Origin of the sequence: Actinomycetospora sp. (assembly GCF_036497585.1) — a bacterium.
Classification (GTDB): Bacteria; Actinomycetota; Actinomycetes; order Mycobacteriales; family Pseudonocardiaceae; genus Actinomycetospora.
Map to the genome: position 1 here is coordinate 14,668 of NZ_DASXJD010000111.1, position 25,754 is coordinate 40,421.

The 25,754-nt window shown below is 71.7% G+C and carries 28 protein-coding genes; 11 read left to right on the forward strand and 17 right to left on the reverse strand.

Features of this window, described 5'->3' with window-relative positions; genetic code table 11:
- Window positions 1-7: 7 nt before the first annotated feature.
- A complete protein-coding gene (locus VGH76_RS10620; RefSeq protein WP_331556648.1) occupies window positions 8-1,024 on the reverse strand; it encodes an LLM class flavin-dependent oxidoreductase in 1,017 nt (338 codons plus the stop codon).
- A gap of 223 nt (window positions 1,025-1,247) precedes the next feature.
- On the opposite strand from VGH76_RS10620, the gene VGH76_RS10625 reads away from it, so the two are divergent.
- From VGH76_RS10625 to VGH76_RS10635, 3 genes are read left to right on the forward strand one after another with little or no spacing between them, the layout of a single operon-like run.
- The gene (locus VGH76_RS10625; RefSeq protein WP_331556649.1) at window positions 1,248-2,126 is read left to right on the forward strand and encodes an STAS domain-containing protein; all 879 of its coding nucleotides are present in this window, start codon (window positions 1,248-1,250) and stop codon (window positions 2,124-2,126) included.
- Entirely contained in the window at window positions 2,123-3,043 is a 921-nt protein-coding gene (locus tag VGH76_RS10630; RefSeq protein WP_331556650.1) for a hypothetical protein, read from the forward strand. Before VGH76_RS10625 ends, VGH76_RS10630 begins: the two co-directional genes overlap by 4 nt.
- 18 nt (window positions 3,044-3,061) lie before the next feature.
- Entirely contained in the window at window positions 3,062-4,429 is a 1,368-nt protein-coding gene (locus VGH76_RS10635) for a hypothetical protein (RefSeq protein ID WP_331556651.1), read from the forward strand.
- 477 nt (window positions 4,430-4,906) lie between these two features.
- Here VGH76_RS10635 and VGH76_RS10640 read toward each other — a convergent pair whose 3' ends face one another.
- Complete coding sequence (locus VGH76_RS10640; protein ID WP_331556652.1) at window positions 4,907-5,929, reverse strand: hypothetical protein; 1,023 nt, start codon at window positions 5,927-5,929, stop codon at window positions 4,907-4,909.
- Between the two features lie 198 nt (window positions 5,930-6,127).
- On the reverse strand, window positions 6,128-6,976 hold the full coding sequence (locus VGH76_RS10645; protein WP_331556653.1) for a FadR/GntR family transcriptional regulator: 849 nt from the start codon (window positions 6,974-6,976) through the stop codon (window positions 6,128-6,130).
- A gap of 177 nt (window positions 6,977-7,153) precedes the next feature.
- Between VGH76_RS10645 and VGH76_RS10650 the strand changes: the two genes are divergently transcribed.
- Window positions 7,154-7,354, forward strand: a complete 201-nt coding sequence (locus VGH76_RS10650) for a hypothetical protein (RefSeq protein WP_331556654.1) — start codon at window positions 7,154-7,156, stop codon at window positions 7,352-7,354.
- 38 nt (window positions 7,355-7,392) lie between these two features.
- Here VGH76_RS10650 and VGH76_RS10655 read toward each other — a convergent pair whose 3' ends face one another.
- Both VGH76_RS10655 and VGH76_RS10660 read right to left on the reverse strand, forming a co-directional pair.
- On the reverse strand, window positions 7,393-8,511 hold the full coding sequence (locus VGH76_RS10655) for an NAD(P)/FAD-dependent oxidoreductase (protein ID WP_331556655.1): 1,119 nt from the start codon (window positions 8,509-8,511) through the stop codon (window positions 7,393-7,395).
- Window positions 8,508-8,771, reverse strand: a complete 264-nt coding sequence (locus VGH76_RS10660; protein ID WP_331556656.1) for a hypothetical protein — start codon at window positions 8,769-8,771, stop codon at window positions 8,508-8,510. The genes VGH76_RS10655 and VGH76_RS10660 overlap by 4 nt, the downstream gene beginning before the upstream one ends.
- An 87-nt stretch (window positions 8,772-8,858) precedes the next feature.
- Here VGH76_RS10660 and VGH76_RS10665 point away from each other — a divergent pair, with 87 nt between their 5' ends.
- Window positions 8,859-9,599: a Clp protease N-terminal domain-containing protein gene (locus VGH76_RS10665; protein ID WP_331556657.1), complete on the forward strand. Its 741-nt coding sequence runs from the start codon at window positions 8,859-8,861 to the stop codon at window positions 9,597-9,599.
- A gap of 474 nt (window positions 9,600-10,073) precedes the next feature.
- On the opposite strand, the gene VGH76_RS10670 is transcribed toward VGH76_RS10665, so the two are convergent.
- Window positions 10,074-11,045 (reverse strand): helix-turn-helix domain-containing protein, encoded by a 972-nt coding sequence (locus tag VGH76_RS10670; RefSeq protein WP_331556658.1) that lies wholly within the window; start codon window positions 11,043-11,045, stop codon window positions 10,074-10,076.
- A 71-nt stretch (window positions 11,046-11,116) separates the two neighbouring features.
- Here VGH76_RS10670 and VGH76_RS10675 point away from each other — a divergent pair, with 71 nt between their 5' ends.
- Window positions 11,117-11,305, forward strand: coding sequence for a hypothetical protein (locus VGH76_RS10675; protein WP_331556659.1), 189 nt, complete (start codon window positions 11,117-11,119; stop codon window positions 11,303-11,305).
- Between the two features lie 10 nt (window positions 11,306-11,315).
- Here the strand turns inward: VGH76_RS10675 and VGH76_RS10680 are convergent, their stop codons facing one another.
- Window positions 11,316-11,492, reverse strand: coding sequence for a hypothetical protein (locus tag VGH76_RS10680; RefSeq protein WP_331556660.1), 177 nt, complete (start codon window positions 11,490-11,492; stop codon window positions 11,316-11,318).
- 55 nt (window positions 11,493-11,547) lie between these two features.
- Between VGH76_RS10680 and VGH76_RS10685 the strand changes: the two genes are divergently transcribed.
- The gene (locus VGH76_RS10685; RefSeq protein ID WP_331556661.1) at window positions 11,548-11,871 is read left to right on the forward strand and encodes a universal stress protein; all 324 of its coding nucleotides are present in this window, start codon (window positions 11,548-11,550) and stop codon (window positions 11,869-11,871) included.
- A 155-nt stretch (window positions 11,872-12,026) separates the two neighbouring features.
- On the opposite strand, the gene VGH76_RS10690 is transcribed toward VGH76_RS10685, so the two are convergent.
- Both VGH76_RS10690 and VGH76_RS10695 read right to left on the reverse strand, forming a co-directional pair.
- Window positions 12,027-12,320, reverse strand: coding sequence for a thiamine phosphate synthase (locus VGH76_RS10690; RefSeq protein ID WP_331556662.1), 294 nt, complete (start codon window positions 12,318-12,320; stop codon window positions 12,027-12,029).
- Window positions 12,321-12,329: 9 nt separating this feature from the next.
- On the reverse strand, window positions 12,330-13,025 hold the full coding sequence (locus VGH76_RS10695; protein WP_331556663.1) for an ATP-binding protein: 696 nt from the start codon (window positions 13,023-13,025) through the stop codon (window positions 12,330-12,332).
- Window positions 13,026-13,056: 31 nt separating this feature from the next.
- Here VGH76_RS10695 and VGH76_RS10700 point away from each other — a divergent pair, with 31 nt between their 5' ends.
- A complete protein-coding gene (locus VGH76_RS10700) occupies window positions 13,057-13,353 on the forward strand; it encodes a hypothetical protein (protein WP_331556664.1) in 297 nt (98 codons plus the stop codon).
- Here the strand turns inward: VGH76_RS10700 and VGH76_RS10705 are convergent.
- Window positions 13,350-14,123, reverse strand: a complete 774-nt coding sequence (locus VGH76_RS10705; RefSeq protein ID WP_331556665.1) for a DUF4239 domain-containing protein — start codon at window positions 14,121-14,123, stop codon at window positions 13,350-13,352. The genes VGH76_RS10700 and VGH76_RS10705 overlap by 4 nt on opposite strands.
- Window positions 14,124-14,225: 102 nt before the next feature.
- Between VGH76_RS10705 and VGH76_RS10710 the strand changes: the two genes are divergently transcribed.
- Complete coding sequence (locus tag VGH76_RS10710; RefSeq protein WP_331556666.1) at window positions 14,226-15,623, forward strand: dipeptidase; 1,398 nt, start codon at window positions 14,226-14,228, stop codon at window positions 15,621-15,623.
- A gap of 236 nt (window positions 15,624-15,859) precedes the next feature.
- Window positions 15,860-16,087, forward strand: a complete 228-nt coding sequence (locus tag VGH76_RS10715) for a hypothetical protein (RefSeq protein WP_331556667.1) — start codon at window positions 15,860-15,862, stop codon at window positions 16,085-16,087.
- A 332-nt stretch (window positions 16,088-16,419) separates the two neighbouring features.
- On the opposite strand, the gene VGH76_RS10720 is transcribed toward VGH76_RS10715, so the two are convergent.
- The gene (locus VGH76_RS10720; RefSeq protein ID WP_331556668.1) at window positions 16,420-17,334 is read right to left on the reverse strand and encodes an endonuclease/exonuclease/phosphatase family protein; all 915 of its coding nucleotides are present in this window, start codon (window positions 17,332-17,334) and stop codon (window positions 16,420-16,422) included.
- A gap of 391 nt (window positions 17,335-17,725) precedes the next feature.
- On the opposite strand from VGH76_RS10720, the gene VGH76_RS10725 reads away from it, so the two are divergent.
- Complete coding sequence (locus VGH76_RS10725; protein WP_331556669.1) at window positions 17,726-18,478, forward strand: LuxR C-terminal-related transcriptional regulator; 753 nt, start codon at window positions 17,726-17,728, stop codon at window positions 18,476-18,478.
- A gap of 10 nt (window positions 18,479-18,488) precedes the next feature.
- On the opposite strand, the gene VGH76_RS10730 is transcribed toward VGH76_RS10725, so the two are convergent.
- The 6 genes from VGH76_RS10730 to VGH76_RS10755 form a co-directional block, all read right to left on the reverse strand.
- The gene (locus VGH76_RS10730) at window positions 18,489-19,523 is read right to left on the reverse strand and encodes a GNAT family N-acetyltransferase (protein ID WP_331556670.1); all 1,035 of its coding nucleotides are present in this window, start codon (window positions 19,521-19,523) and stop codon (window positions 18,489-18,491) included.
- Between the two features lie 100 nt (window positions 19,524-19,623).
- Complete coding sequence (locus VGH76_RS10735; protein WP_331556671.1) at window positions 19,624-20,400, reverse strand: glycoside hydrolase family 16 protein; 777 nt, start codon at window positions 20,398-20,400, stop codon at window positions 19,624-19,626.
- 158 nt (window positions 20,401-20,558) lie between these two features.
- A complete protein-coding gene (locus tag VGH76_RS10740) occupies window positions 20,559-21,560 on the reverse strand; it encodes a YncE family protein (protein WP_331556672.1) in 1,002 nt (333 codons plus the stop codon).
- Window positions 21,561-21,694: 134 nt separating this feature from the next.
- Entirely contained in the window at window positions 21,695-22,525 is an 831-nt protein-coding gene (locus VGH76_RS10745) for a polysaccharide deacetylase family protein (RefSeq protein WP_331556673.1), read from the reverse strand.
- On the reverse strand, window positions 22,522-22,881 hold the full coding sequence (locus VGH76_RS10750) for a hypothetical protein (RefSeq protein ID WP_331556674.1): 360 nt from the start codon (window positions 22,879-22,881) through the stop codon (window positions 22,522-22,524). The genes VGH76_RS10745 and VGH76_RS10750 overlap by 4 nt, the downstream gene beginning before the upstream one ends.
- Before the next feature lie 71 nt (window positions 22,882-22,952).
- Window positions 22,953-25,754: a glycosyltransferase family 2 protein gene (locus VGH76_RS10755; RefSeq protein WP_331556675.1), complete on the reverse strand. Its 2,802-nt coding sequence runs from the start codon at window positions 25,752-25,754 to the stop codon at window positions 22,953-22,955.

The following is a 25,754-nucleotide window of genomic DNA, read 5'->3' on the forward strand; positions in this document are numbered from 1 at the left end:
CAGCATGTCACTCGCCGCGCAGCGCCGGCGCCACCTCCCGCGCCAGCAGCTCGATCGAGCGGACCGCGTACTCGGCGGGCATGCCGGGCCAGTCGGTGCGCAGGACGAAGTGGTCGACCCCGAGGTCGAGCCAGCCCGCGAGGGCCCTGGTGCAGTCGTCCGGGGTGCCGATGACGAAGCGGTCGTCGGCCAGGGCCTCGAACCCCATGCGGAAGGACTCCTTCCCGGGCATCACGCGGTCCTGCCCCCAGTCGGCGTACACGTCGTACTTGGCCTCCAGGAACGGGCGGGCCCGCGCGAGGGCCTCCTCCCGGGTGTCCGCGCAGAACACCTCGCGCATCAGCGGTCGCGCCCTCGCCGCGCCCCGCCCGTGCGCCGCACGCTCGGCGTCGAAGAGCCCGAGCTGGCGGCGCACCGTCGTGGCGGTCGCGTGCGGGTTGATCAACCAGGCGTCCGCGAGGCGGGCGGCCCGGCGCACCGCGGCGTCGGCGTTCGCGGTGATCCAGATCGGCGGGCGCGGGTCGGCGGCGGGGCGGGTCAGCAGCCGCGCCTCGTCGAGCCGGGTCCACGGCAGGTCCCGCGTCACGGCCTCGCCCCGCCACAGCGCATCGACGATGGCGAGGTTCTCGGTGAAGCGACGCACCTTCTCCCCGGGCGGGACCCCGAACGCGGCGTACTCCTCGGCGCGGTAGCCGAGCCCGACCGCGAACACCGACCGTCCCCGGCAGACGACGTCGAGGCTCGCGTAGGCCTCTGCGGTGTCCACCGGGTGGTGCACGGCCAGCAGGTGGCAGCCGGTCCCGACGGTCATCTCCCCGGCCTCGGCGGCCAGCCGCGCGAGCCAGGGCAGCGGCTGGATGTGCGCGAACGAGTCGGCGAGGTGGTGCTGGCCCGCGAACACCGAGTCGAGCCCCTCGTCCCGCGCGACCCGCACCAGCCCGAGCTGCTCGTCGAGGGTGACGACGGGGTCCTGCTCCGGACGGCGCTGGTGGGTCAGGTGGATTCCGACCTGCACGTTCGGCATGGGCTCCCCTTCGACGGCGACCCATCGTGGTGTGCCGACGGACGCTACGCACAGGGCCGACCGGCCGCCCACGCCCCGGTCACCCTCCGTGCCTACCCTGGGGTAACGAGTGAACCTCGGGCCTCCGCAGACCCGGACGGCCCTTCCGGCTCGAAGATCTCCCGAGGTGCGACGCACAATGCGGGTTCGACGTCGGGGGACGGACGGACACGGGAGCCACTCGATGACGGTGGACGCCGGCCCGCGACCCGACGCGGGCTCGCCCCTCGCGCACGCGCTGCACGTCGCGGACAACGAGCACGCCCAGCGCGTCGGGACGGCCGCGTGGGTCGACCGGGAGCTCGCCTTCGGTGCGAAGGTCTACTACAAGGGCTGGCTCGGTGACGACGGCCGCGTCGAGAAGCACTGGATCGCGGGCCCCGAGGGGACCCGGCGCACCCGGGAGGCCCTGCGCTCCGGGCAGCTGGAGTTCCTCGACTTCCCGACGCTGATCGAGCGCTGCGCGGAAGCGCCCGAGGGACTCACCGCGGGCCTGCACCGCATCCAGGCCGAGGAGCTCGACCGCGCCCTCGCCGAGGGCTGGCCGTCGGTGGCCATGACGCAGGAGAGCTCGCGCCGGGAGCTCGCCGACGACGCCGAGGTCGCCGAGTTCGCCCGCCAGGAGGGCGGCTACGACACGCTGGTGGGCCGGGCACCGCTGCGGGTGCTGTGCCAGCTGAACTCCTGGGTGGAGAACGAGGTCCACGTCTTCGAGTCGCTCGGGGTGCACCATCGCCGCGTCGTCGACGTCGGGTGGGACGTCGCCCTCGAGGACGGGCGCTGGCGGCTGCGCGGCGACCTCGACGCCCACGTCGCACGCCGGTTCGGCGGGGCGCTCGCCGGGGCCCTGCGCGAGAAGGTCACCGGGGGCGACCTGCACATGGACCTCACCGAGGTCGGCTTCGTCGACGTCGCGTGCGCCCAGCTCCTGGTCCACGCCGCGCGGGCCGAGCCGGAGTGCCGGCGCATCGTGCTGCACGACCCGCCCCGGCTGCTGCGCCGCCTGCTCGACGTCCTGCAGCGCCCGGCGTCGATCGAGATCGTCGACGGGGACAGGCCGTGACCCCGGAGCCCGACGCCGGCGAACCCGACGGCGGGGAACCCGCCGGCCTGCTGCACGCGGCGGTGCTGTCCGGCGACCCCGACGAGCTCGCCCGCCGCGTCGAGCCACGGGTGCGCGCGACGCTGGCCGCCGGCGGCTCCGTGCGGATCGTGCTGGACCGGCGCGGTGCCCGCGCCTTCCGCGACGTCCTCGGCGACGACGGCGACCGCGTCGACTTCCCCTCCCCCGCCACCGTGGCCTCGACACCGCCCGCCCGCCGGCTCGCGGGACTCGCCGGGACCGCCCGCAGCCTGCTGCTGGGCCGGGTGTGCGCGGACGACCCGGGCCCGGACGGCGAGCTCGGGGAAGAGGCGATCACCCTCCTGCTCGGCGACGAGCCGGCCACCGTGCTCTGCGTCTACGACCCCGCCGACCGGGACCAGCGTGCCCGGGCGCTGCGCACCCACCCCTGGCTGCTGACCGACGACGGCCTGCGCCGCAACCCGGACTTCCGCCCGCCGTCGTCCACCTCGCCGGTGCCCGTCGGCCTGCTCGGCTCGTCGGTGGCGACGTTGCCGGTGCCCGACGGCGCCGCGCTGGCGGCTCTGCGCGAGCGGGTGGCGGCGGTCGCCCGCGAGGCCGGTCTCGAGCCCGAGCGCGCCGAGGCGATCGTGCTCGCGGCCCACGAGGCGATGCTGCTCGCCTCGGGGGCGGACCTGCGCTCCGACCTGCCGCCCGGACAGCACGTGCTCGACGTGCGGGTGACCTCCGCTGCCCTCGTCACCGAGTGCCGCGGGACACCGCCGTCGGGAACCCGGATGGGCCCGGCGCCGGGCGAGGACCCGCGCTTCGCGCACCTGCGGCGGTTCTGCGATCGCGCCACCGTGCACGCCGAGGCCGACGGGCGTCTCGTGCGCGTGCTCACCGGCACCCACTGACGCGGCCGCGGTCCCGTCGTGCAGCTCCGGGTCGTCGCCGCCTCGGTCCTGCTGGGCCTCGCCGCGGCGGCGGTGGTGCTGGCGGTGGTGCCGCCGGAGCCGGAGGTGCGCCAGGTCCACCACGCCGCGGCGGGGGTCGACCCGGCGGTCCTCACGACGGCCCCGGGGCTCGACGCGGACGCCTCGGCCCTGCTTGGCGGCCGACCCGACGCGGCCGGGATCGCGGACTCCGTCACGGCCGGCGAGGGGACGCTCGAGGTGCGGTCGCGGGCCGAGACCACCGCCGACGCCGTCGTGGTCGCCGGGGCCGTCGGCACGGTGCTGTCGCGGCGGGCGGCGACGGGCCCAGAGGTGGGCCGCACGACGGCCGGCCCGAGCGCCGGCCCGGTGGAGGACCTGGGGACCCGGCCACCCCCGGGCGCCGTGCTCGGCGGTGGCGCCGCGGTCGCGCTGGTCATCGGCGTGCTCGCGGGTGGCCTGGCATCGCGGACAGTCTCCTCGACCGAGTCGCTGGCCCGGCGCACCGGACGCCCCGTCCTCGGCCGGGTCCCGGCCCGCGGGCTGCCGCGCGACCCGGCCGTGCTCGCCCCCCCTCCCGGAACGCGCCCGCCGTCGCGACCCGGTACGCCGTCGGGCGGCGGCGGTGCGGGAGCTGGCCGGGGCGGTCCGGGAGGCGGCGCGCGCGGCCCGTGTCCTCGTCGTCGTCGCAGTCGAGCCGCAGGCGACCACCGTCGCCGTCGCGACGGACCTCGCGGTGGCGCTCGCGCGGGACGGAGAGCGGGTCCTGCTGGCGGAAGGCGGGCCGGGCTCGGCGGGCTCCCCGGTACAGCGGGTCGCGGACCCGACTCCGGGCGTACGCGAGATCCTCGCCGGCTCGGCCAACCTCGGGCGGACGGTGCAGCGTGGTCGCGGGGCGGGATCGACGTGCTGCCGGCCGGGGCCTCCGCGCACCGTGGGGCACCCCCGCTCGACGGCGACGACGTCGCCTCGGTGCTCGGGCGGCTGCGGGACCGCTACGACCGGATCGTCGTCGACGCGCCGGGCGACCCGGGCGCGCGGGCCGCCGTCGAGCCCGCCCGGGCGGGCGAGGTGACGGTGCTCGTGGTGCGGCGCCCCGGCCGCCGACGAGGCGACGGCGCTCGACGCGGCCCGGGGTCGAGGTCCGCGGGACGGTGCTCGCCGGGGCGTGAGGCGGAGCGGCCGCCGGGTTCGGGTCTCGAACCGTCCTTGGCGGACGCTTCGACGTGCCGTCAAACTCTCACACAGCTCCCGCCCGGCTGGTCGCAGAACGGGGTGCGCACCGAGGTGACCTACGGCGCCTCGCACGCGCCGCAGCGGACCAACCATGTATCGACATCGACGTGGTCGAGAAGCGCGGCCTTGTGAGCAACCCACCGTCGGATCGCTCGGCGCAATAGCGCGACCGTTGATCGCGTCACGGGCGCCGTTCGGCGATTTCCACACGATCAGGCATGCCCTAAACGGATCCAACTCGTCGGTAGCAGTGACGCCGATGGCCTCGCACCCGATATAACCTCACGTCAATCGGAGATGCAAGCCCCGGGGACTGCTCGCGGTCCCCGGCGACTCGGTCTTCTTGCTGGCCAGGCCTAATGAGGGGGACGACGGAACGTGCGCATGTTGAGCGGCATCGGCAACTACGGGATTCCGGCTGTGCTTGGCCGCGAGGTCCCGGTACGGATGCCCGGGGGCGGAGCGTCGGACCGTGCTCGACACGAAACTGCTCTCCACCCTCAGACCTCGATCCTCGGACTCCCGAGGACCGACAGGATCGTTCATCTTCCTGGTGGAGGCGCCGCGGTTCGGCGGGCGCCCGGGGGCGGCGCCTGAGGTCAACGACTCCTAGGCAGGTCGCCAGACCAAGGCCATGCCATGGCCTGCGAGCATCCAAACTTGCAGGTCCACGTTGGCCACCTCGTCGGAGGTCTGCCACGTCGGGGCCGCTGCTTCGGAAGAGATCGTGAACGGCTTCACCATGAACCTCAGTTCACGATCGGACGCGAGGTCGAAGGACTTCGTGTCGAAGCCCATCCGCTCCACGAAGCACGGGTAAGGGGCCTGCCACCAGCAGAATCCGTCTTCGATCAGCTGCAAGGTCGTCGAGCGGAGCGTCATCCGCTGGATCAGCTCCATCCCGGTCCGCTGATCGGCGAGGCCCAACAAGTCGATCTTGAAGATGCGTAGTTTGTCCAGGTAGAGCTGGCGGTCGATGATCGAACCCTGGGTCGTGTCTCGTCCGAAGAACGTGAGGTAACGACTCCACTCACCGACTTTGACCTCGCGAATGTGACGTCCGGGATGACGAGCCGGAACATCATGAATCTTGCCGCGCTCGTCGACGTACTCGATCCCGACGTTCACCGAGTCTCTCATACTCTCCACTGAATCTTCGAAGAGAGTGCTCGATTCGTCCTCGCGAACGAACCAAAGTTCGAAGAGAGGATATCGGCAGCCCGCCACGATAGAGTCGCGAAGCGTCGCATCTGACGTCGCGAAAACGATCAGTTCCCGCGCGGGAACACGGTTGCGAAACGAATACCGAGTTTCCATGACGAGATGGTAGTTTGAATCGTCCACCCGGGTCAGCGTGTAGTCAATCTCGGTGTGCTCGCTGATCGTGAGGTCGGAGCCGACATTCGATGCCCCTTCGCCTCCGAGTAGCGCCGTGACCACCGTGTCATTGAATGGCGACACCCCGTATACGCGTTCGAGCAGACGCTCCGCGACGCGGCGGGGAGGTAGGACGTCCAGGAGTCCCCTTTCCACGGCCTCGTTCACGAACTCCGCGTGCCTGCGCAACTCGCGTCTCACGATCCCCGCCAAGACTGCGGTCACGAAGCTCAGGGATCCTACGAGCACCAGCACCGAACCCAGGGCAACGTTCGGCCACCGCGGTGGTGGTAGGACCAGAACGAGCGTTCCGACAGCCGCGACGAGTAGGCCGCCCGCAGCCCACCGAGGCAGGTGCAAGCGCCCAAAATCAACTTGGCCGATGTTCCCCCCAGTCACCACCACATCCTGTGTGGCTGAGGTGGTCGTGACAACAGGCTCGGCCTCGAACGCCTACTCAGAGCCGTGGAAGTCGCCCTCGTACATCGGCCGGTCTTCGACGTCGATGAAGGTGGACAGGCCTGCGAGCAGCGAATCGGACTCTGGCAGACCGTCCTCGCTGCGCCGCTTCCGCGTGATGCCCTTGTAAAGCCCCAGCAGGTGGCTCGTCATGGACAGTCGCGCTCCAACCTCATCCTGGCGTCGAATCTGCATCGCCACTTGCCGGTGATCCAGTGCCGACCTGTCGTGCACCTCGGCGCTGGTGAAGCTCTCCCGACGCCATTCCTTCACCAGCGGTGTGAGCATGCCGTAGAGAGTTTGAAGGTATCCGTTGCCCGACGCATCGATGATCGCCTCGTGAAACTCCTCGTCCGTCGCCAGCAATGCTTGGGTGTCGTGATGGTCCGCGGCCTGGTGGGCCTTGCTGAGCTTGAGGATATCGTCCCTCTGCCCGGCTGACGCGCGAGCAGCGGCCAGGCCGGCCGCCGCTCCTTCGAGCGCGATCCGTACCTCCATGACGTCCCGGATGTCGAACTCCCGCGCCGCCACGCGCTCCTGCATGAGCTCGGCGGCGTCGCGGGCGGATGACGACGAGACGAACCAGCCGCGGCCACGCTCGACCGCGACCACCCCCTGGGCCTGCAGACGCTGCAGCCCGGAGCGCACCGAGCTCCGGGCGACCCCGAACCGACGGGCGAGCTCGGGCTCGGTGGGCAGGCGCTCGCCGGGAGGGATGGTGCCGGCGCGGACCAACTCCAGCACCCGGTCCGCCACCAGCGCTGGGATGGGCTTGCGGGAATCGGGCAGCGTCCACGGGTCCTCGCCGTCGGACGGCGTGGCGTCCTGCTCATCCGCGACCATGACCTGATCCTCGCGACGCGCTGCTGGTTCGGCGACCCGCCGCCCGGTGGTCGGACGACGGACAACAAACCGTAGCACGGACGGACAAGAGTTGTCCGACAGCAGAACAGTGTTGACAGACATCAGGCTACCCAGGAGGCTCTCTCCTGTCTGACAACGCTATCTCGGGGGAACGACATGGCGGGTGTGACGGCAGGGCAACTGGTCACGGTCCTGGTGATCGTGATCTTCCTGATCATCGTGTTCTGGCGGATCGCGATCCCGCTCCTCGCGGCGTTCGTGCTGGCCAAGGTGGTGGTCGCCGTGATGAGCACGATGGCGGCGATGCAGGGGGCGGGAGCGCCGGCGGCGGCGGTCTTCCTCCCGCTGCTGATGTGAGGAGTTGTCGGACAACCCCGGCAACGGACCCGACGGCGTCAGGCGTGGCTCGTCATCACCTCGATGAGCCCCGCCGGCGCGTCGGCGCGGAACGCGATCTCGAGGTTCGCCGCCGACTCCCCCGCCGCGGCCGCCGCGCGGGGGACCATCGCGGTCTCGTACTCGGCGAAGGCCGCGTCCACCGCCTCCGGCGACCCGATCCCGTAGGCCACCAGCGCGGACGCGAGCTCGGCGCCGTCCTGCATCGCGAGGTTCGCGCCCTCCCCCGCGAAGGGCGACATGAGGTGCGCGGCGTCCCCGATCAGCGTGACACCCGGGGAGCGGGGCCAGGAGTGCCCGGTCGGGAGCATCGAGATCGGCCGCGGCACGTACTCGTCGTCGGACCCGGCCACGAGGGCCCGCAACTCCGGGGCCCAGTCGGCGAACTCGGTGAGCAGCAGGCCGCGCAGGTCATCGACCCGCACCGCGGCCTCGGCGGTGCGCAGCGCGGCGTAGACCTCGATCGTCGCGTCGGGCTCGCGGTGCGCGAGGATCCCCTTCCCGGCGGACAGGGCCATCAGGCTCCCGCCCCCGACGACGGCCGCGGCCGCCGGGTGGGCGCGGTCGACGTCGTGCAGCCGCGTGGTGACCAGCGCGGTCCCGCTGTAGGACGGCACCGCGCCGGAGACCAGCGGGCGCACCCGGGACCAGGCGCCGTCGGCCCCGACGAGCACCGTCGAGACGACGACCTCGCCATCGGCGAAGGTCAGCTCGTGCCACCCGCCGCGGACCGGGCGGACCCCGACGAGCTTGCGCCCCCACCGCACGGTCCCCGGCGCGAGCGAGGAGAGCAGCAATCGGCGCAATACCTCCCGCGCGATCTCGGGCCGCCCGCCGTGCCCGTCGTCCTCCTCGACCAGGTGGGCCCTTCCGTCGCGGTCGACGACCCGCAGGGCCTCGCCGCCGGGCAGGACGTGCTCGCGGAAGGCGTCGTACAGCCCGGCGGCCCGCAGCGCGGCCTGACCCGACTCCTCGTGCATGTCGAGCATCCCGCCCTGCAGCCGGGCCTCGGGGCCGGCGTCGAGGTCGTACGCGGCGACGCGGACACCGTGCCGCTGCAGCACGCGGGCCAGGGTCAGACCACCCAGGCCGGCGCCGATGACGGTGACGCTGCTCATGAGCTCTCCTTCGCGGGGCGGGGGGTGGTGAGCGTCCCGGAGAGCAGGACGTCGACGAACCACCGGGTGCGCTCGGGCCCGCTGCCGGACAGCAGGTCGTCCCCGAGGGCAGCGATATGGGAGTGGACGGTGGAGTCGGCCTCGGCGAGGGCGGCGACGAACTCGTCGTCCTCCGCCGGCGCGGACGGTGCCACGTCGCGCGTGCCGTGCTCCGCGGCGGTCGCCGTCGCGACGAGCAGCAGGACGTCGACCACGAACACGTTCGTCGCGAACGTGTTCGTTGCTTCCCCCGGACGCCGTCCACCAGTGGTTGACGAATTCATGTTCGTCAACCCACAGTGGACGCCATGAACGCTTCTCTCCCGGACCCGCCACCAGTCCGGCTCGACGACCTCATCCGCGCGATCACCACGGTCCACGACGACGCCCTCGACCAGCTCTCCGACGCCGTGCTCGCCGCCGAGCACCTCGGCGAGGTCGCCGACCACCTCATCGGCCACTTCGTCGACCAGGCCCGGCGCTCCGGGGCGTCCTGGACCGACATCGGCAAGAGCATGGGCGTCACGAAGCAGGCGGCCCAGAAGCGCTTCGTCCCCAAGGGCGCGGCGTCCGACCTGGCCATGGAACAGGGCTTCAGCCGTTTCACCCCCCGCGCGCGCAAGGTCGTCGTGGCCTCGCAGTCGGAGGCCCGCGCGGCCGGCAACCTCGAGATCACCCCCGGCCACCTCGCGCTCGGGCTGCTCGCCGAGCCCGAGGGGCTCGCCGGCCGGATCATGACCGCGCAGGACGTCTCGCCCGAGACCGTGCGGCGGCGAGTCGCCGGCACGCTGCCCGCGGCCGCCGAGACGCCGTCGCCCGAGCTCATCCCCTTCGACGGGGCCGCCAAGAAGGTCCTCGAGCTGACGTTCCGCCAGGCGCTGCGGCTCGGGCACAATTACGTCGGCACCGAGCACATCCTCCTCGCCCTGCTCGATCACGAGGACGGCGACGGCGTGCTCACCGGTCTCGGACTCGACCGGGCGGCGGCGGAGGAGACCCTCGCGGGCCTGCTCGAGGAGATCACCGGGTCGGCCGCGCAGGAGAGCTGATCCGGAGGACGGTCACGGAGTGGGACCCCGGCGGCTGCGGTGGCCGCCGTGAGGGTCCACTCGGCGGTGGCGACGCGCGCCCGGGCTCAGCCGGTCGCGTCGGCGGAGCCGTGACCGTTGCGCCGCCCCGGCTGCATGCCCCGCAGGTCGAAGACGGGCCGGCCCGCGCCGTCCCCGACGGCACCGTTCCGCGCTCCGTTCTCGGCGACGGCCGTGGCCGCTCGCGGCGCCCCCGAGCCCGGCGACGTCGAACACCGCGATCCCGATCGGCAGCGCGGGCCTGCGCCGCCGCCTGCGCGTCCGCGAGCTGGGCCTGCCGTAGCGCGACGGGCTCTTACGAGCGAAGGGCACCTTCGGTCGAATAGATCGGCCGTGGGCGCCCCTCGCCGGAACGCCGTGCCTCACCCCGTTTCGAGCGAAGGGCACCTTCGGTCGATCTAGTCGACCGAAGGTGCCCCTCGGTCAACTCGACCCTCAGCCCGCCACCCGCTCCTCGCGCGTGGAGCGGAACGACCGGCGGTAGTGCTGGGGCGTCGTCCCCGTCCGACGTCCGAAGTGCTTGCGCAGCCCGGCCGCCGTCGCGAACCCGCACCGCGCCGCCACCGCGTCGACGGGCAGGTCGGTGCCCTCCAGGAGCTCCTGGGCGCGGCGGACCCGCTCCGCGGCGAGCCACTGCACCGGGGTCTCGCCGGTGACGTCGCGGAACCGGCGGGCGAACGTCCGCGGGCTCGTCCCGATGGCGTCCGCCCACTCCCGGACCTCGATCGGCCCGTCGAGCCGCTCGCGGGCCCAGTCCAGCCACGCGCCGAACGGGGTCGGCGAGGGCTCCGGGACCGGCGTCGGCACGAACTGCGCCTGCCCGCCGTCGCGGTGCGGCGGGACGACGCTCCACCGCGCCGTCATCCCGGCGACCCGGCTCCCGTGGTCGAGGCGCACGAGGTGCAGGCACAGGTCCAGACCCGCGGCCGAGCCCGCCGAGGTGAGGACATCGCCGTCGTCGACGTAGAGCACCGCCGGCTGCACCGCGACCGCCGGGTGGCGCCGGGCCAGCTCGTCGAGCGAGTTCCAGTGCGTGATCGCGGGCCGCCCGTCGAGCAGCCCGGCCGCGGCGAGGACGAACGCACCGGTGCAGATCGAGGCGATGCGCGCCCCCCGGGCGTGCGCACGGCGCAACCCGTCGAGCAGGGCGGGCGGGAACGTCCCGCGGCCGTCGCGCGGTGGCGGCACGAGGATCGTGTCGGCCTCGTCGAGCGCCTCGAGTCCGTACGGCGTGTCGAGCGTGCCCCAGTCCCCGAGCCGGAGGGGCCCGTCCTCCCCGGCGCAGATCCGCAGGTCGTACCAGGGGATGCCGAGGGACTCACCCCGGCTGCGGCCGAAGATCTCGACGATGGTGGACAGCTCGAACAGCGGCGCGCGATCGGTGACGGGCGCGGCGACGACGTGCATGGCAGCAATGTATCCGAAGGTGACGTTCCTGCCACTCGTTCTGAGCCACCGACCGCCCGACGATGACTCCCATGACTCAGTTCTGGGACGCGCTCCGGACGTGGTGGGACGAGCAGCAGTACGCGTGGGAGGTCCTGGCGCGGACACAGCGCCCGTGGGAGCAGGAAGGTCCGCTGCGGTGGGTGCGGCGGCTGGGCACCGGGTGGGAGCTGCACGGGTCGACGCTGCCGTGCGAGGAGCCGGCGGTCGGGTCCCGCTGAGGTCGCTGCCCTATCGGCGCCGGGTGCTCCAGAGCAGCCCGAGCGCGACGAGGACGAGCACCACCGAGAGCAGATCTGCGGTGGTGACGGCGTGGTTGCGGGAGAGCACCAGCAGCTTCGGGCCCTCCACCGGCTGGTTGAGCGGCAGCCACACGATCGCCGCGAGCACGAGCACCGCCGCCAGCACCCGCTGCCCGTCCTGCTCACGATCACCACTCCACCACGACCCACCTCGGGGTGACGTGAGCGCCCCGCCGTCGGGAGGTGTGATCGATCATCCAGGTCCGTCCATCGACGACCTGCCCGCGGACGCGAAGAAGGAGGCCGACCGGATCGTCGAGACCGCCTTCGGCTCCCGACGCGACCGCGGTCTCGCCATCCCGACGACGGACATCGCGGCTGTCGCGGGGACGGCGTCGGGCGTGCTGGTGCGCGGGTCGGCGGACGCCGACCTCCTCGTCGTCGGCCACCGGGGACGCGGCGGCGCTGCGAGCCGACTCATCGGGTCGGTCGGGCTCAGCTGCGTCGTGCACGCCGCCTCCACCGTGATCGTCGTCCGCGGCTGAGTACGCCGGCCGTCAGCCGGCGGACTCCGTCACGGAGTCGGTGTCTCGCCCCGAGCGGCTCGACGGCGTCGAGGTCGGCCGGCCGGGCGGTGAGCCGGTCGGGGAACCATCGACGGCGTTCGACGTCAACGTGTTCGGCGTGATCGAGGCGGGCGTCAGCCGGGGGGACCCGACGCGGGCCGCGCGGGCGATCGCCGAGGAAGCGCTCCCGGGGGCAGGGCCCGGACGACGGCCGCGGGGTCGGTCGCCGTCGTGATGCCGCCGATGGCGACGATGGGGAGCGTCCCCTCCGCGAGGGTCACCAGGGCAGCGAGCCCGTCGAGCCCGATGCCCTCCCCGGCGTCGGGCCTGGTCGCCGTCGTGAACACCGGCCCGGCGCCTTCCGCGGGCCGCGCAGGTCCGTCGGCGGGATCGAGGACGAGGTAGACCGTGGGGTCGACCCGGGCCATGGCCGAGTCCTACCCGCGCGGCGGGCCCGCCGAGTCGTCAGCCGGGCGCAGCGGCGCATAGAGAAAGCCCTCGCCCTCGACGACGTCCCCGACGACGACGTCGACCGGGTTCGCGAAGCCCGGCCCGTCGGTGACGAAGGTGTGGAACTCCCCGTTCTCGCCGCACGGGTCGACGCCCTGGGGGAGCTCGCGCAGCAGGTCCTCGTCCCACCACCGACCGGCGATCTCCGCGGGGGCCTGGGCGGGGTCGACGCACACGATCACCGCCCGCAGGCCGGCCGCCACCATCCGGCGGGCCAGCTCGGGGGTCGGGCGCTCCCAGAGCGGGAACCGCGGCGCGAGACCTGTGCCCGCCAGCGAGCGCTCACGGTAGGCGCGGATGTCGGCGAGGAAGAGGTCGCCGAAGACGACCTCGTCGGCCCCGTCGCGGCGCAGCTGCGCCCAGGCCGCGCCGGTGCGCTGCTCGTAGACCTCGTTGGGGCACGGCCAGGGCAGCTCGACGAGGTGGACCGGCAGGTCGAGCGCCGCGGCCTGTCGTCGCAGCAGCTCGGTGGGCACTCGGCTCATCGCGACCGCGTCGGCCGACGCGTCGAGCGTCGTCAGCAGGCCCGCGACCTCGACGTCACCACGGGCCCGCACGGTCGCGAGCGCGAACGCCCCGTCCTTGCCGCAGGACCAGCTCACCCACGCCCGCCGTCGTGCCACGGTGGGCACAGTAGGACGCCGTCAGGACCCGATGGCCAGGTGGCTGCCCATCTTCGAGGTGCACCAGCCGCCGCCGTCGCTCGCCGTCGAGCAGGTCCAGGAGTACATGGTCCCGGCCGAGCCTCGCCGTAGCCCGGCGCCGTGCCCGGCGTCGCCGGGCCCCGACCCTCAGGCCACCGTCGCCGCCGTCCGCGCCTCGGCCCGGCGCTGCGCCCGCCCCTGCCGGGCGTACCACGCGCTCATCACCGCGGCCGCCGTCGCGAGCTCCATCAGGGCGCCGGTGGTGCTGGCCCTCGAGGTCGGCGGAATGTACGCCGGCCGCGCCTAGGGGGCGTCGAAGTCGTGCAGCACCCGCTCCAGGGGCGCCGGTTCGACCGCGACGTCGCCGGCGAAGGGGTGGTCGATCGCGACCGAGACGAACAGCAGGACCCCGACCAGCGCGGTGAGGCTGGCGATCATGAGGGTGTGCAGGAGGGTGCTGCTCATCCCGAAGATCATCGCGAAGCCGATGGTCACGACCGCGCCGACGATCAGCGCCGTCCACAGCACACCGGGCACGCCCTGCCCGACGAAGTCGAGGCGTTGCGAGCGGGCCGTCACGAGGTCGTTGAACCGGTCGGCCTCCACCGAGACGTACTGCTGCTGGGTCGGGGTCGCGGTGGGGAGGGCGGCGACGTCCCGGGAGAAGGTGTCGAGCACGGCGCCCACCGCGGGATCCCCTTCCTCGCTGCGGCTCATCGCCGGCCACTCGCGCTCGACCGCGGTCGCGGCGTAGTCGTGGACGTCGGCGTGGATGCGGTCGCGGACCTCGGGCGGGTAGACCGTGCTGTCGCGGTAGATGTTGCGCAGCGCGCTCGCCTCCTGCCCGACGACGCCCTCGGCCCCGCTGAAGTTCTCCCAGCTGACGATGACGACGAACGCCAGCAGCACCGCGTAGATCACCCCGACCACGGCGATGATGAAGCCGGCGACGTCGTTGTGGTCGCCCTCGCGCAGCGCCGCGAACCGTCGCCGCAACGCGATCTGGACCGCCACGGCGATGGCGGGCAGCACGAGCACCAGCAGCAGCGCGGTCAGCCAGATCGGGAGCGCGGTCATCGGCGTACGACGATGCGCCGGGTCGCGTGGCCCTCGCATCGACCGATCGGCCCAATCGCGACCCGCCGTGGGACCGGGGCGGGGTCCTCTACCGTCGCCGTCATGTCCTCCGCGCCACCGCCGCACCGTCCGACGTCGGACCCCGACCTCCGCAGCGCCGTCGACGCGGTCCTGCCCGATGCCCGACGCGACCTCGAGGCGCTGGTCCGCATCCCCAGCATCTGGGCCGACCCGGCGCACGCCGAGGACACCCGCCGCAGCGCGGACGCCGTCGCGACGCTCGCCCGCGAGGCCGGCGCGGCCGACGTCGCCGTCATCGCCGCGGCGGGCGGCGCACCCGCCGTCGTCGCCCACTGGCCCGCGCCGGAGAACGCCCCGACGGTGATGCTCTACGCCCACCACGACGTGCAGCCGACCGGCGGGGACGAACTCTGGACCAGCCCGCCGTTCGAGCCGACCGAGCGCGACGGCCGGCTCCACGGTCGCGGCGCGGCCGACGACAAGGCCGGCGTCATGACCCACCTCGCGACGCTGCGGGCGTTCGGCGGGCGGCCGCCGGTCGGGGTGACGCTGTTCGTCGAGGGCGAGGAGGAGTCGGGCTCGCCCACCCTGTCCGCCCTGCTCGCCGAGCACGCCGACGCGCTCGCGGCCGACGTCATCGTCATCGCCGACGCCGCGAACCCCGCCGTCGACGTCCCCGCGCTGACGACGAGCCTGCGGGGGCTGACGAACGTCGTCGTCGAGATCTCGATGCTCGAGCGGGCGGTGCACTCCGGCATGCTCGGCGGCCCGGCCGGGGACGCGCTCACCGCGCTGTGCCGGCTGCTCGCGACGCTGCACGACGACAAGGGCGAGGTCGCCGTCGCGGGGCTGGTGCGGGGCACGCCGGACGCCTCCGACGGCACCACACCCGACGTCGGGGAGGAGACCTTCCGCGGCGACGCCGGACTCCTCGACGGCGTGGAACTGCTCGGCACCGGCCCCGTCACCGAGCGGCTCACCCACCGCCCGGCGATCGCCGTGCTCGGCATCGACGCTCCCGCCGTCGACGGGGCCGCCAACGTCCTGCTCCCCCGCGCCCGGGCGATGATCAGCGTCCGGCTCGCCCCCGGCGACACCACGGCCGGCGCGCTCACCGCGCTGACCGAGCACCTGCAGGCCCAGGTGCCGTGGGGCGCGCACCTCGACGTCGGCCTGGACGCGTCCGGGGAGCCGTTCGCCCTCGAGCCCACCGGCACGATCTACGACCTCGCCCGCGCCGCCCTGTCCGAGGCGTTCGGGAACACCGCCGTCGAGATGGGCATGGGTGGGACCGTCCCCTTCATCGCCGAGTTCGCCCGCACCTTCCCGGGCGCGACGGTGCTGGTGACCGGCGTGGGCGACCCGGCGAGCCGCTGGCACGGGATCGACGAGAGCCTGCACCTCGGGATGTTCGGGCGGTGCGTGCTCGCGGAGACGGTGCTGCTGCGGTCGTTGGCGCCGGATCGGTTCAGTCCCTGATCGGGAACGAGGCTCCCCGACGCCGGGTCGGCCCCACCGACCAGGATGAAGATCCATCACGCTGCGGCGTCACGGCTGCCCCCAGCGTGCTGCCGCGACCGACGATGCCCTGCACGGGCCACGCTCCGCCGCTGAACCGATCACTACCGACCGTTGTGTTGTGCAGAACAAGATCGCCGTACTCAATGGTAGAGGTTCACACTCCCGCGCAACGACGCACGAGAACTGGAGCGCTCATGACGATGATCGGCAGCCCCTGGGACGTCGAGACCGGGATGGAGTGGAGTGCCGAGCAGCCCCAGCGTCCGGAGTGGTTCGACGAGCTCGTGGAGCTCCACGTCCTGAGCGCCCACGGCGACGACCATGCCGCCCGGGACATGGCCCAGTGGTCCGCCGAGGACCCCCAGGTCGCCCTCTTCTCGACCCAGCTCCACGCCACGCACCGGTCGCTCTCCGAGCACTGATCCGGCGGGTCGGTCACGCCGCCTCGGCCGTGCGGGCGGCGTGCCCGGCGCCGTGACAACGACGCGGGACGGCCACATCATCCGTCGGCACACGCACCGTGACTCCGAAGGATCATGGCTCGGCGATCGTGCTCGCCGCGGAGGGCCGTTCTACACCGTGCAGGTCGAGCTGACCCGCCGCGACGGCGCTCTGCTCCTGACGACGTCCGTGCGCTGGCACGTTGCGGCCGGCTGGTCCGGCAGCTCGGCTCACAACTGCACCGCCTCACCGCCCGCTGACCCGAACGGTCGGCACAGGTCGCCGCGGGGCGGTCCGCACCGACCTGACCGGGTCACGGGAGTCGCACCCGGGCGAGCAGGGCGCGGTGGTCGCTCCCGGGGAGGTCGAGGATCCGCAGGGCGGTCGGACTCGCGCCGCCCCCGCCGAGCACATGGTCGATCTGGACGCCGGACCAGCGTGGCCAGGTCGCGTTCCAGGTGGCGGTCAGCCCCTCCCCGGTGACCGCACCGGCGTCGAGACAGCCCTGCGTGCCGTCGCGGAACTCGCGGTGGTCGAGGCTCCCGTTGAAGTCACCCACGAGCACCGCGGGACCCGCACCGGGGCCGCACCAGCTCTGCAGCTGCGCCAGCTCGCCCGGCCAGCTCCGGATCTTCTCGGGTACCGGCGCAGAGACGTGGACCGCCACCAGCCGCAGGGCCCCGAGCCGCCCGCCAGTCAGCTCGAGCCACGGGTCGAAGCGACCCTGGTCGATCGTACGGCTGTCCAGGGGGCCCGACCAGGACGCCGTGAAGACGGTGATCCCGTTGACGTCGTCGGCGTCGGGGCGCGCTCCGAGCCAGGACCGGTAGCCGAGGTCGGGGACGGCCTCCGCCAGCAGCGTCCGGTACCGCTCGGCCGCCTCGGGCAGGACCACCACGTCCGGTCGCTCGCGGCGGATCGTGGCAGCGACCGCTGCGACGTCCGCCTCGCCCTGGTCCACATTGAACGAGAGCACCGTGAGGTACGGCCCGTTCGCGGCCGGGACCGTCCGGGGCACGGCTCGCGGGACGACGAGGGCGCCGGCCGCCACACACACCATGAGCACCGCAGCAGCCAGGGTCCGGGCCCCCCGCCAGGTCAGCATCGCCAGCGCCACCAGCACCGTCACCACGGTGAGCAGGGGCCGGAACGCGGCCAGCGCGGCGAAGGGCACCGACCGGTCGAGCCCCACCACGTCAGGCAGCAGGATCACTACCGCGAGGCCCACGACGATCGTTCCGGCGAGCAGACGCCCGACATGCCGGTCGGTTCGCCTCGACGAGCACTCCGAAGCCCTCGGTGCCACATCGACAGCACATCAGGGCACCTGTCGGATCCCCATGACGTGGTTCGCGATGGGCGGAATCCACGCGGACGTTCGGCCCATCAGATTGCTCGCTCTCCACCACCAGGCGGGTCGATCTATTGCAGAGCAATAACAGCGTTGGATCCTCGCGGGTCGTCTGGATACAGTCTGGCGCCTTCCCGAGAGGCGACATCGCGAGTGAAGGGACGGACGGTATGTCGGCCTTGGCCGGCCTCCAGCGCAATCGCCCGCGCCGTCGGCGACGGCCCGACCGCGATGTCCGCGGACGTCGCGCGCTCAGTTCACCCGCAGCGTGACCAGCGGCTTCGGGGAGGGAGGGGCGTCGCCCTCGAACGACGACCGTTACCCCGTTCTGATCATCGGCGATCATGAGCTGTTCAGCACGACGGTGGGCATCGCACTGCGCAGCCAGGGCTTCGACGCGCGCACGCTCCCGGTCGCCTGCGTAGCCGATCTCCAGAACCGACCCTCGACCCGACCGACCGGCCTCGTGGTCCTCGACCTGGATGCCAGGCAGGACGAGGAGGGAAGTCGCATCGACGGAGCCGAGCTCGTCAGAGTTCTGCGAGAACAGGGTTGGACGATACTCGTCGTGAACGGCAGCGCCGATCGGTCCGGGGTCGCCGCGGCCGTCGCCGCCGGCGCAATCGGCGCCCTACCGAAATCACGACCGTTCGAGGTGCTGCTCGGCACCGTCACCTCGGCCGCCGCGGGCGCTCCCGTGATGTCCGAGCTCGAGCGTGCGAAGTGGCTCGCACAGCACAATCGGCATGCGGCAGAGGAGTCCGGACGGGCGCTGTTGCTGTCCCGGCTCACCCGCCGCGAACGGGAGGTCCTCGATCTCCTCGCCGCTGGAATGCGCGCCGCTGCGGTCGCCGATCATTTCGTCGTCAGCCTCTCGACCGTTCGCAGCCAGGTCCGCTGCATCCTCACCAAGCTCGAGGTGAGTTCCCAGTTGGAGGCCGTGGCGCTCCTGCGCAGCATTCCACCACCGTTCAGGCCGGCGATCGGTCGCACGTCGAACTCCGCGACGGGCACGCTCTGATCCACTCTTGCTAGGTGTCCCTGAACCCCATGACCCACTTCACGCCCCCGCGCAGGACGAGGTCGACCCTGGTGTACGGCACTCGCTCGATCCGCACCTCGTTGTAGCGGAGGGCGGTCGCCCCGAAGCTCTCTTTGAAGTGGGAGAGGCGGGCGGATTCCCCCGACTCCCCGAGATGCAGTGAGCCGCAGCCGCGAGCGTGAGCCATCTCGATCGTGCTCCACTGGAGAAGCATGCCGGCGCGACTGTGGCCGGCCAGGGTCGGGTCGAGGGCGGCCCTGATGTCGTGTGCCGTCCGACCGAAGAGTGTGATGCTCGACGCCGCCGGCCGCTCACCGACGAACGCGATCTGCACCGCCATGTTCTCCCCCAGAACGCGAGCCATGGTCTGCAGCTTGTGCAGGCTGTCGCGTCGGCGCGCCCGCCATTCGGCCAACTTCTTGGGCTCGTGCTGACGGGCCGCCCAGCGCTCCACCGACGTCATGTAGAGCTGGTAGTGGAGGGGGAGCAGACGCCCCGTATGATCGATCTCGACGCGAGTGACACGCTTACGGCCCTGGCGGATGTGCTGGCGCGTCGACGCCGACATGCGAGCCAGGACGTCGTCGAGGTCGCCGGACAGGTCGAGCAGGTGCGCTCGCCGCGGGATGGTGGTCACGCTGGGCCTCGCGCTGATCGGCCGATCGGGCCACCATCGCGCATGGAGCGGGTTGGGCCGCACCCAGATGCGTCCGGCGGGCACCTGCCGGAGATCGGCGAGCACCGCGTCGACCACCTCACGGTCGGCCGCTGCACCGACGATCCCACCGATCCCCCAGGCAGCCGGGTAGGAGGTCAGCCAGCCACCGAGGCCGAGCACGCCGCGGCGGCGGACCAGAGGAAGGACGAAGCGGCGGCCGTCGGGGAACTCGTACAGCCGGCTCACGTCCGAGTGGCCACCCGCGGCGCACAGCGCGTCGACCCACGAGGGCGCGTGCTCCGGGAGCGCATCGGGGTCGAGAGCGACGATCTCCTCCCAGACATGGCGCGGTGCCGGGCTCGTCACCCGGACCGACGCGGGCACGTCGGGCCCCGCCCGCAAGCGCAGCTGTGACGAATCGTTTCGATCGCCCTCACCGACCACAGCCGTTCTCGGATGCATCAACTCATTCCCCCTCCGACACCGCGGGTGTCGTCGCCGTGTGTCGTTCATCGATTTCGTATACGCGTACGTAATCCACCAACATGGTGGCAGGAAAGACCGTCATCTTGCCGGGATCGCCCGGCCAACCGCCGCCCACTGCCGTGTTCAGTGCGAGATAGAAGGGGTGATCGAACACCCACCCCGTGTTGCCCGCTTCGGCCCTCGTCAAGGTCTCGGTCGTCCGGCCGTCGACCTGCCAATCGATTCGGTCGGGAGTCCAATTGATCGCGTACACGTGCCAGTCGGAGACAGATTGTCCCGGAGGCAGGGCGGTCGGGCCGCCGAAATCGAGTCCCGGGCCGTGCGCGTGCTGCTCGACCTGCCTCGGCTGGTCGCCCAGCGCTTCCATCACGTCGATCTCGCCGGCTTTGTCCGTCCCGGCCCACGCCAGGTTCTCGCCGATCAGCCAGAAGGCCGGCCACAGTCCCTTCCCCACCGGCATCTTGAGGCGCGCCTCGAAGTGACCGTAGCCTTGGGAGAACAGCGCGAGCTGCGGTTGACGAGTCGTGATCTTGGCGCTGGTGTACCGACAGGGCCCGTACCAGCAAGGCAGGCTCTGCGAGGCCTGGTGTGCTGTGATCGCGAGGTGCCCGGCGCCATCGAGCTGCGCGTTCGCGACATCGTCGGTGTAGTACTGCAGCTGATTGTCGCCCCAGCCGGTGCCGCCGGTGTCGTGCAGCCAGCGCAACTGCTGAGGTGGTGCTCCCTGAGGACCGTCGAACTCGTCGTCGAAAGTCATGGTCCAGCCCGTCGGTGGTGGGGGAACGCTTGCGGAACGCGGGGCCGCGCAACCGGCCCCGAGCATGGCCACGCAGACGAGCAGCACGAGCAGCCCCCGCGAGCAGGCATGCGGGAGCCGACATCTGCCGTGAAGAGGGGGGCCGGACACGCGATGACCTAGGGGATCTCGACGAGCGCGACACCACGAGGACCGTGACCGATGACAGACGCGCTTCGCCGTACGGCCCCGGACTGTGTGTCGATCCCGGAAAGGTCGTCGGAGTACATGTTCACGGTGAAGACCTCCGTCCCCTGTGGGTCCGATGCGACGGCCGAGGGCGCGGTACCGGTCGTGATCCGGTCAGGAAGAGCTTGTTGTGTCGTCGTGTCGATCACGCGCACGTCGGATGATGCTTGATCGGTGACGAACAGTCGGCGTCCGTCTGGGCTCACCGTCATCCCGTAGGGGTAGCCGCCCACCGGGATCGCCGCGCCGGCGACGCGGTTCTCCCGGGTGTCGATCACGGAGATGTCGTCCGAGTTGACGTTGGCCACATACGCACGGCTCCCGTCCGGGCTCATCACGATCCGACCGGGTCCTGCCCCGACGCCGATCGGTTCTCCCACGATCTCCTGGGTCTGCGCGTCGATCACACGCACGTCGTTCTGGTGCTGATTCGTGAGATAGAGCCACTGACCGTCCGGGGTGATCGCAAGGCCGGCCGGCCCGTCGCCGGTCGGGATCGGAGCGCCGATCATGCGAAGGCTCGAGCTGTCGTAGACGCGAACGTCGTCAGACTGTCCGTCGGCGACGAACACGCGATCCCCGGTGGGACTTACCACGACTGCGGACGGGTAATCACCGACCGTGACCGGATCACCGACGGCACGGCGATCCCGCAGGTCGATGACCTGGAGGGTGTTGGATGTCGGGCTGATGACGTAGGCGCGGCGACCGTCGGGGCTCACGGCGACCTCGGAAGGGAATCCCTGGAGCTTGACGGGGTCGCCGATCTCGGCGAGCGTCCGCGTGTCCACCAAGTGCATGTCGCCGGACATCGCGTCCACGACCACCGCATACGTTCCCGAGGGAGGCGGCAGCGGGGCAGGAGCCGGCGCGGGTGCACTGCAACTGGCCGAACCCAGCGTCGCGATGACGAGCAGGGCGAGGACTGTCATGGCGCGACGGGCCGTCCGAAGGGCAGCGACCCTGCGTCGCTCAGCGCAGGGCGCGATTCGGGTCGAGGCCTTGTTCTCGGCACGCATGGTCGTCTCCGACGGGCTCGGGGAGGACGCCGTTCGGGCGTCGGTGGTCATGGGCGCGGGAGCCGCGCGGTGAGTCGTCGAACCGCGGGCAGGTCCCCCCACCTGGCGTCCGCCCTGCGATAGAACCGCCACGCGCGGGTGGCCGCCTTCTCGCGAGAGGGCGCAACCCTGGCGTCGTCGCCGGCGAGCCAGGCCGCGAGCCGATCGACGCCCGTGTCGGCTCGCACGGTGAGCCGTGCAAGAGCGAACAGGCGGTCGTTCCGCGCGCTCAGTGCGTTCATGACCGCGCACGCGGACGTGTAGCCCGCCGCGCGTACGGCCCGGCACACACGCGGCGAATGGAAACCGTGCGGGTACGCGAAACTTCGCACTTCGCCACCGAGCGCGTCCTCCAGCTGGTGTTTGCTACGCCTGATCTCCTCGTCGACTTCGCCGGGCGGCAGGACGTCGAGCTGGGGGTGGGTGTGGGTGTGTGCGCCGACCTCCACACCGAACCCGGGCAGGGCACGCACGTCGGACCAGCTCAGCATCTCCGCCGGGGGCAGTGCCAGCCGCGGGTCTGCTCCTGACGGGCCGCGCAGCGCCCCGGTGGTGACGTACAGGGTGCTCGGCAGCTTCCGAGCCGCGAGCTCGGAAGCGGCCTCGACGAAGTCGGCGAAGCCGTCGTCGAACGTCACGAGCAACGGGCGGGGCGGCAACGGCACGTCTCCCGCCAACGCGTCGCGAAACTGCGAGACCGTCAGCGCAGTGCGCCCACTCGCCGCGATCAGATCGAGATGGCGCGTGAAGGTCCGCGGTGTGACCGTGAAGGGCGCGATCCAGGCCGGTGGCGCGGTCGACACCGAGTGGTAGAGGAGGATCGGAATGGTCGTGGTCATGGATCGGCCTTTCCCGGTGCCGCCATCGCTCCACGTGCGGCGTCCAGCGGCGCGGCAACGGCCGCGACAGTGGTGATCGTGGCGAGTACGGCCAGGCGCAGCGGTAGCGAATCGTTGCTGGCGATGGTCAGTACGGTATTGAGCAATATGGCGAGTGACACGCTCAGGGCCACGGCCAGCACCCACCGGACGACGGCTTCCCGGAGCGGCAGCAGCAGCGTGAGGGCCAGCCCGGGGCAGATGAGCACGAAGCCGAACACCACGAGCACCCGGAGCGGGAAGCCCGGCGGGAGCAACTGCCCCAGCCAGGTCAGCCAACCGGAACAGGCCAGCGCGAGCCGCCAGCGGGGGGTCACACGCACCCGGCCCCAGGACCCGCGCAGGGCCGGCATCGTCCGTGCGGGCGATCTGCGCCCTCCGGCGCGGGTCATGACGACGCCTCCGTCGTCGGACCCACCCGGGTGATCACCACGGCGTCGGGACTCTGGTACAGGAGAACGAAATCGGGCGACCGGAGCAGCGCCTGCGCGATGTGGTCCAGGCTCCCGGGCGGCATGATGCCCGTCATCTCGACGTCGAATCGCTGGGCTCGAGTGAGGACCAGATACGAATGATGATGGCTCTGCAGCCTCATCATGTCACCCAGAGTGCCCACGGGATCGGCGAGGACTTGTTGTCGAGTACGCGGGTCCTCGAGAGCGAACCGCTCGTAGTCGTACATCTCGTAGTTGGTGAAGCCCCACGGGAAGTCGCTGGTGGCGGAGACGATCTGTGAGCCTTCAGGAGCGATGCCGTACACGAGCTCCGCGGCCTGGAGCTCTTGGGGGCTGAAATAGTTGACCTCCTCCTTGCCATAGTAAGAGAAGGCGAACCCCGGCACCAGCAACAGCATGACCAGTGGCAGGGACACCCGTGCCCACCAATTCCTTCCCGCAGTCTCCCGAGGAAGGAACGCTGCAGCCGCGTAGAACGCGGCAAAAGGCAACCCGAACAGGTAGATACGGAAGATCATCTCACCGTCGTAGTCGCTGGTGAACAACAGCGGTACAGGAGTCAGCGCCAGGAGCGGGAGCGCCACCTCGCGCCGCGTGCGGAAGTGGCGCGCGAAGCCGACCAGAGCCAGCGCCACCACGGCCACGCTCAGGAGCCGATCCATCTGCGCGACCAGGACCTGACCTCGACTGGCGGTCGCCAGATTGATGAAACCAGAGTTCGCGTTGGCGCCCAGCTGCCCGAAGCTCGACCCGATGTCGGCGAGGTTCTGTGACAACCAGGGCCAGGCGAACAGCAAGTTCCATGCCGCGGTGATCCCGACCAGCAGCAGCAGGGGCAGGGCCAGACGACGCTGGCGGCACAGGAGTGCCAGCACCACGAGCGCGCCGATCAGCACGAGTGGTGTGAGCTGGTGGGTGGGCACGATCGCCGCCATCATCAGGACCACGGCGCCGAGGACGAGTGGCTGCCCGCGATCAGGTGCGACGGAGGTGTCCGGCACGAGAGCCCGGGAGGTCGGTCGACTCGAGCGGACGTATCGAATGCAGACCGCCACGATGGTCAGGAAGAGGAAGTAGCAACAGGCTTGCGGCGCGAAGTAGTCCTGACCGACCCAGGAACCGAGGAAGAAGATCCCGATCGCCGCCCAGACCAGCCGCCGGTCCCTAGTGAACGTCGAGAAGATCAGGAAGAGCGGTCCCAGGAGAAGAGCGTTGAAGAACGGCGGTGCCCAGATCGCGTAGCCCTCGGCACCTCGCAGCCCGGCAAGCTTGCTGATCATCGCGTTGGTGGTGAAGAAGCCGGGCCAGTACTGGTAGGCGCTCAGCTCCCGCAGCGACCGGTCCACCCCGGCGTGACGCATGAAGAAGTCGGTGACTCCCACGTGCTTCCACGCCCAGGAGTAGCGCAGGGTGCCGTAGAGGATGCTGGGGGTGGCGTGCAGGATCGCGATCAGCAGGAGGACATGGCCGACCAGCACAGATGTCCGTGAACGAGGGCGCAGGACCTGCACGCAGAAGCTGACGAGCAGCACCGCGAGGGCCGCCCAGAAGGTGATCGGGAGCAGCGGGACCAGGCCCAGATCACCCATCTGTCCGAGATCGATGCGCCCGAGCGACGCCAGCCACAGGACGATCGCCGCCGGCACCGCCCCGACGCGCGCCAGCAACGCCAGACGCTCTCGACGAGTCGCGGTGAGGAGATCCGGGAGAGCCGCGGAGAGGCGCAGGGACCGAGCGCGCCCGGCCAGGTAACCGCGGCTGGTGGCCGCGAGCCCCACCACCATCGCCAGCGCGCGGGCGACACCAGACCCGCGGCCCAGCGCGACCCGTCCCAGTGAGGTGACGATCCCCGAGGTGATCGTGAAGAGTACGTAGCGCAACTCCGAGCTGAGCCCCCGTCGGGCGCCGACCATCCCGCTGACCTGCGCCTTGGACACCCCCTCCGCATAACAGCGGGACCGGAAGTAGGACCAGGTGCCCCGCTGCGAGGGCACGCTGTGCCAGACCTCGGCGGCCGGCTCGTACAGCAGTACGCCGTCAACAGACTGACCGTGCACCCGGATGCACAGCTCGGTCTCCTCGCACCCCGACGGCACGGTGCCGATCCGGCCGAGCTCGTGCCGGAAGCCGCCAGCGGCTGTCAGAGCATCGCGGCGGAACGACATGTTCGCCCCGATGAAGTTGCGGATCTCGGATCGGGCGACCGGCAGTCCTCGGTAGCTGCAGCCGACCACCCAGTCGAACTCGCGTGGGAACCACGCCGGTCGACCGCCCGCCCACCGTGGGCGGACCCGACCACCGACGCCGAGCACCCGGGGATCGGCGTACGCCGACACCAGTCGGTCGACCCAGTCCCGCTCGGCGACCGCATCGTCGTCGAGGAACAGCACGACGTCGCCGGTCGCGACCTCGATGCCCGTGTTTCGCGCGCCCGACAGCCCGCGGTCGTAGCGACTCGCCACCACGGACACACCGGCGTGGGCCCACTCGTCGAGGGCGCGCTGCAGGAGCGCCGGAGAGTGATCGATGACCACCACGATCTGGTCCGGGGGCCGCGACTGGGAGAACACTGACGCGACCGCGTGCACGAGGTCCGGCCATCGCAGGACGGTGTACGCGCAGATGACGACCGATGTCGTCAAATCCGTCGCCACCGCCGTCGTCTCCGTGGTGGCGGCCGTGTCGCACGTCGACCCCGTGAGCGGGTCCGAGGGCGCCGTCGACCCGGTGGTCAC

Bases quoted from the DNA above. Each gene is read 5' to 3' on its own strand.
- VGH76_RS10620 (WP_331556648.1), bottom strand. From the start codon at position 1,024: ATGCCGAACGTGCAGGTCGGAATCCACCTGACCCACCAGCGCCGTCCG.
- VGH76_RS10705 (WP_331556665.1), bottom strand. From the start codon at position 14,123: ATGACCGCGCTCCCGATCTGGCTGACCGCGCTGCTGCTGGTGCTCGTG.
- VGH76_RS10675 (WP_331556659.1), top strand. From the start codon at position 11,117: ATGACTCAGTTCTGGGACGCGCTCCGGACGTGGTGGGACGAGCAGCAG.
- VGH76_RS10735 (WP_331556671.1), bottom strand. From the start codon at position 20,400: ATGACTTTCGACGACGAGTTCGACGGTCCTCAGGGAGCACCACCTCAG.
- VGH76_RS10665 (WP_331556657.1), top strand. From the start codon at position 8,859: ATGAACGCTTCTCTCCCGGACCCGCCACCAGTCCGGCTCGACGACCTC.
- VGH76_RS10715 (WP_331556667.1), top strand. From the start codon at position 15,860: ATGACGATGATCGGCAGCCCCTGGGACGTCGAGACCGGGATGGAGTGG.
- VGH76_RS10650 (WP_331556654.1), top strand. From the start codon at position 7,154: ATGGCGGGTGTGACGGCAGGGCAACTGGTCACGGTCCTGGTGATCGTG.
- VGH76_RS10690 (WP_331556662.1), bottom strand. From the start codon at position 12,320: ATGGCCCGGGTCGACCCCACGGTCTACCTCGTCCTCGATCCCGCCGAC.
- VGH76_RS10670 (WP_331556658.1), bottom strand. From the start codon at position 11,045: ATGCACGTCGTCGCCGCGCCCGTCACCGATCGCGCGCCGCTGTTCGAG.
- VGH76_RS10625 (WP_331556649.1), top strand. From the start codon at position 1,248: ATGACGGTGGACGCCGGCCCGCGACCCGACGCGGGCTCGCCCCTCGCG.
- VGH76_RS10645 (WP_331556653.1), bottom strand. From the start codon at position 6,976: ATGGTCGCGGATGAGCAGGACGCCACGCCGTCCGACGGCGAGGACCCG.
- VGH76_RS10740 (WP_331556672.1), bottom strand. From the start codon at position 21,560: ATGACAGTCCTCGCCCTGCTCGTCATCGCGACGCTGGGTTCGGCCAGT.
- VGH76_RS10700 (WP_331556664.1), top strand. From the start codon at position 13,057: ATGGCCAGGTGGCTGCCCATCTTCGAGGTGCACCAGCCGCCGCCGTCG.
- VGH76_RS10655 (WP_331556655.1), bottom strand. From the start codon at position 8,511: ATGAGCAGCGTCACCGTCATCGGCGCCGGCCTGGGTGGTCTGACCCTG.
- VGH76_RS10710 (WP_331556666.1), top strand. From the start codon at position 14,226: ATGTCCTCCGCGCCACCGCCGCACCGTCCGACGTCGGACCCCGACCTC.
- VGH76_RS10745 (WP_331556673.1), bottom strand. From the start codon at position 22,525: ATGACCACGACCATTCCGATCCTCCTCTACCACTCGGTGTCGACCGCG.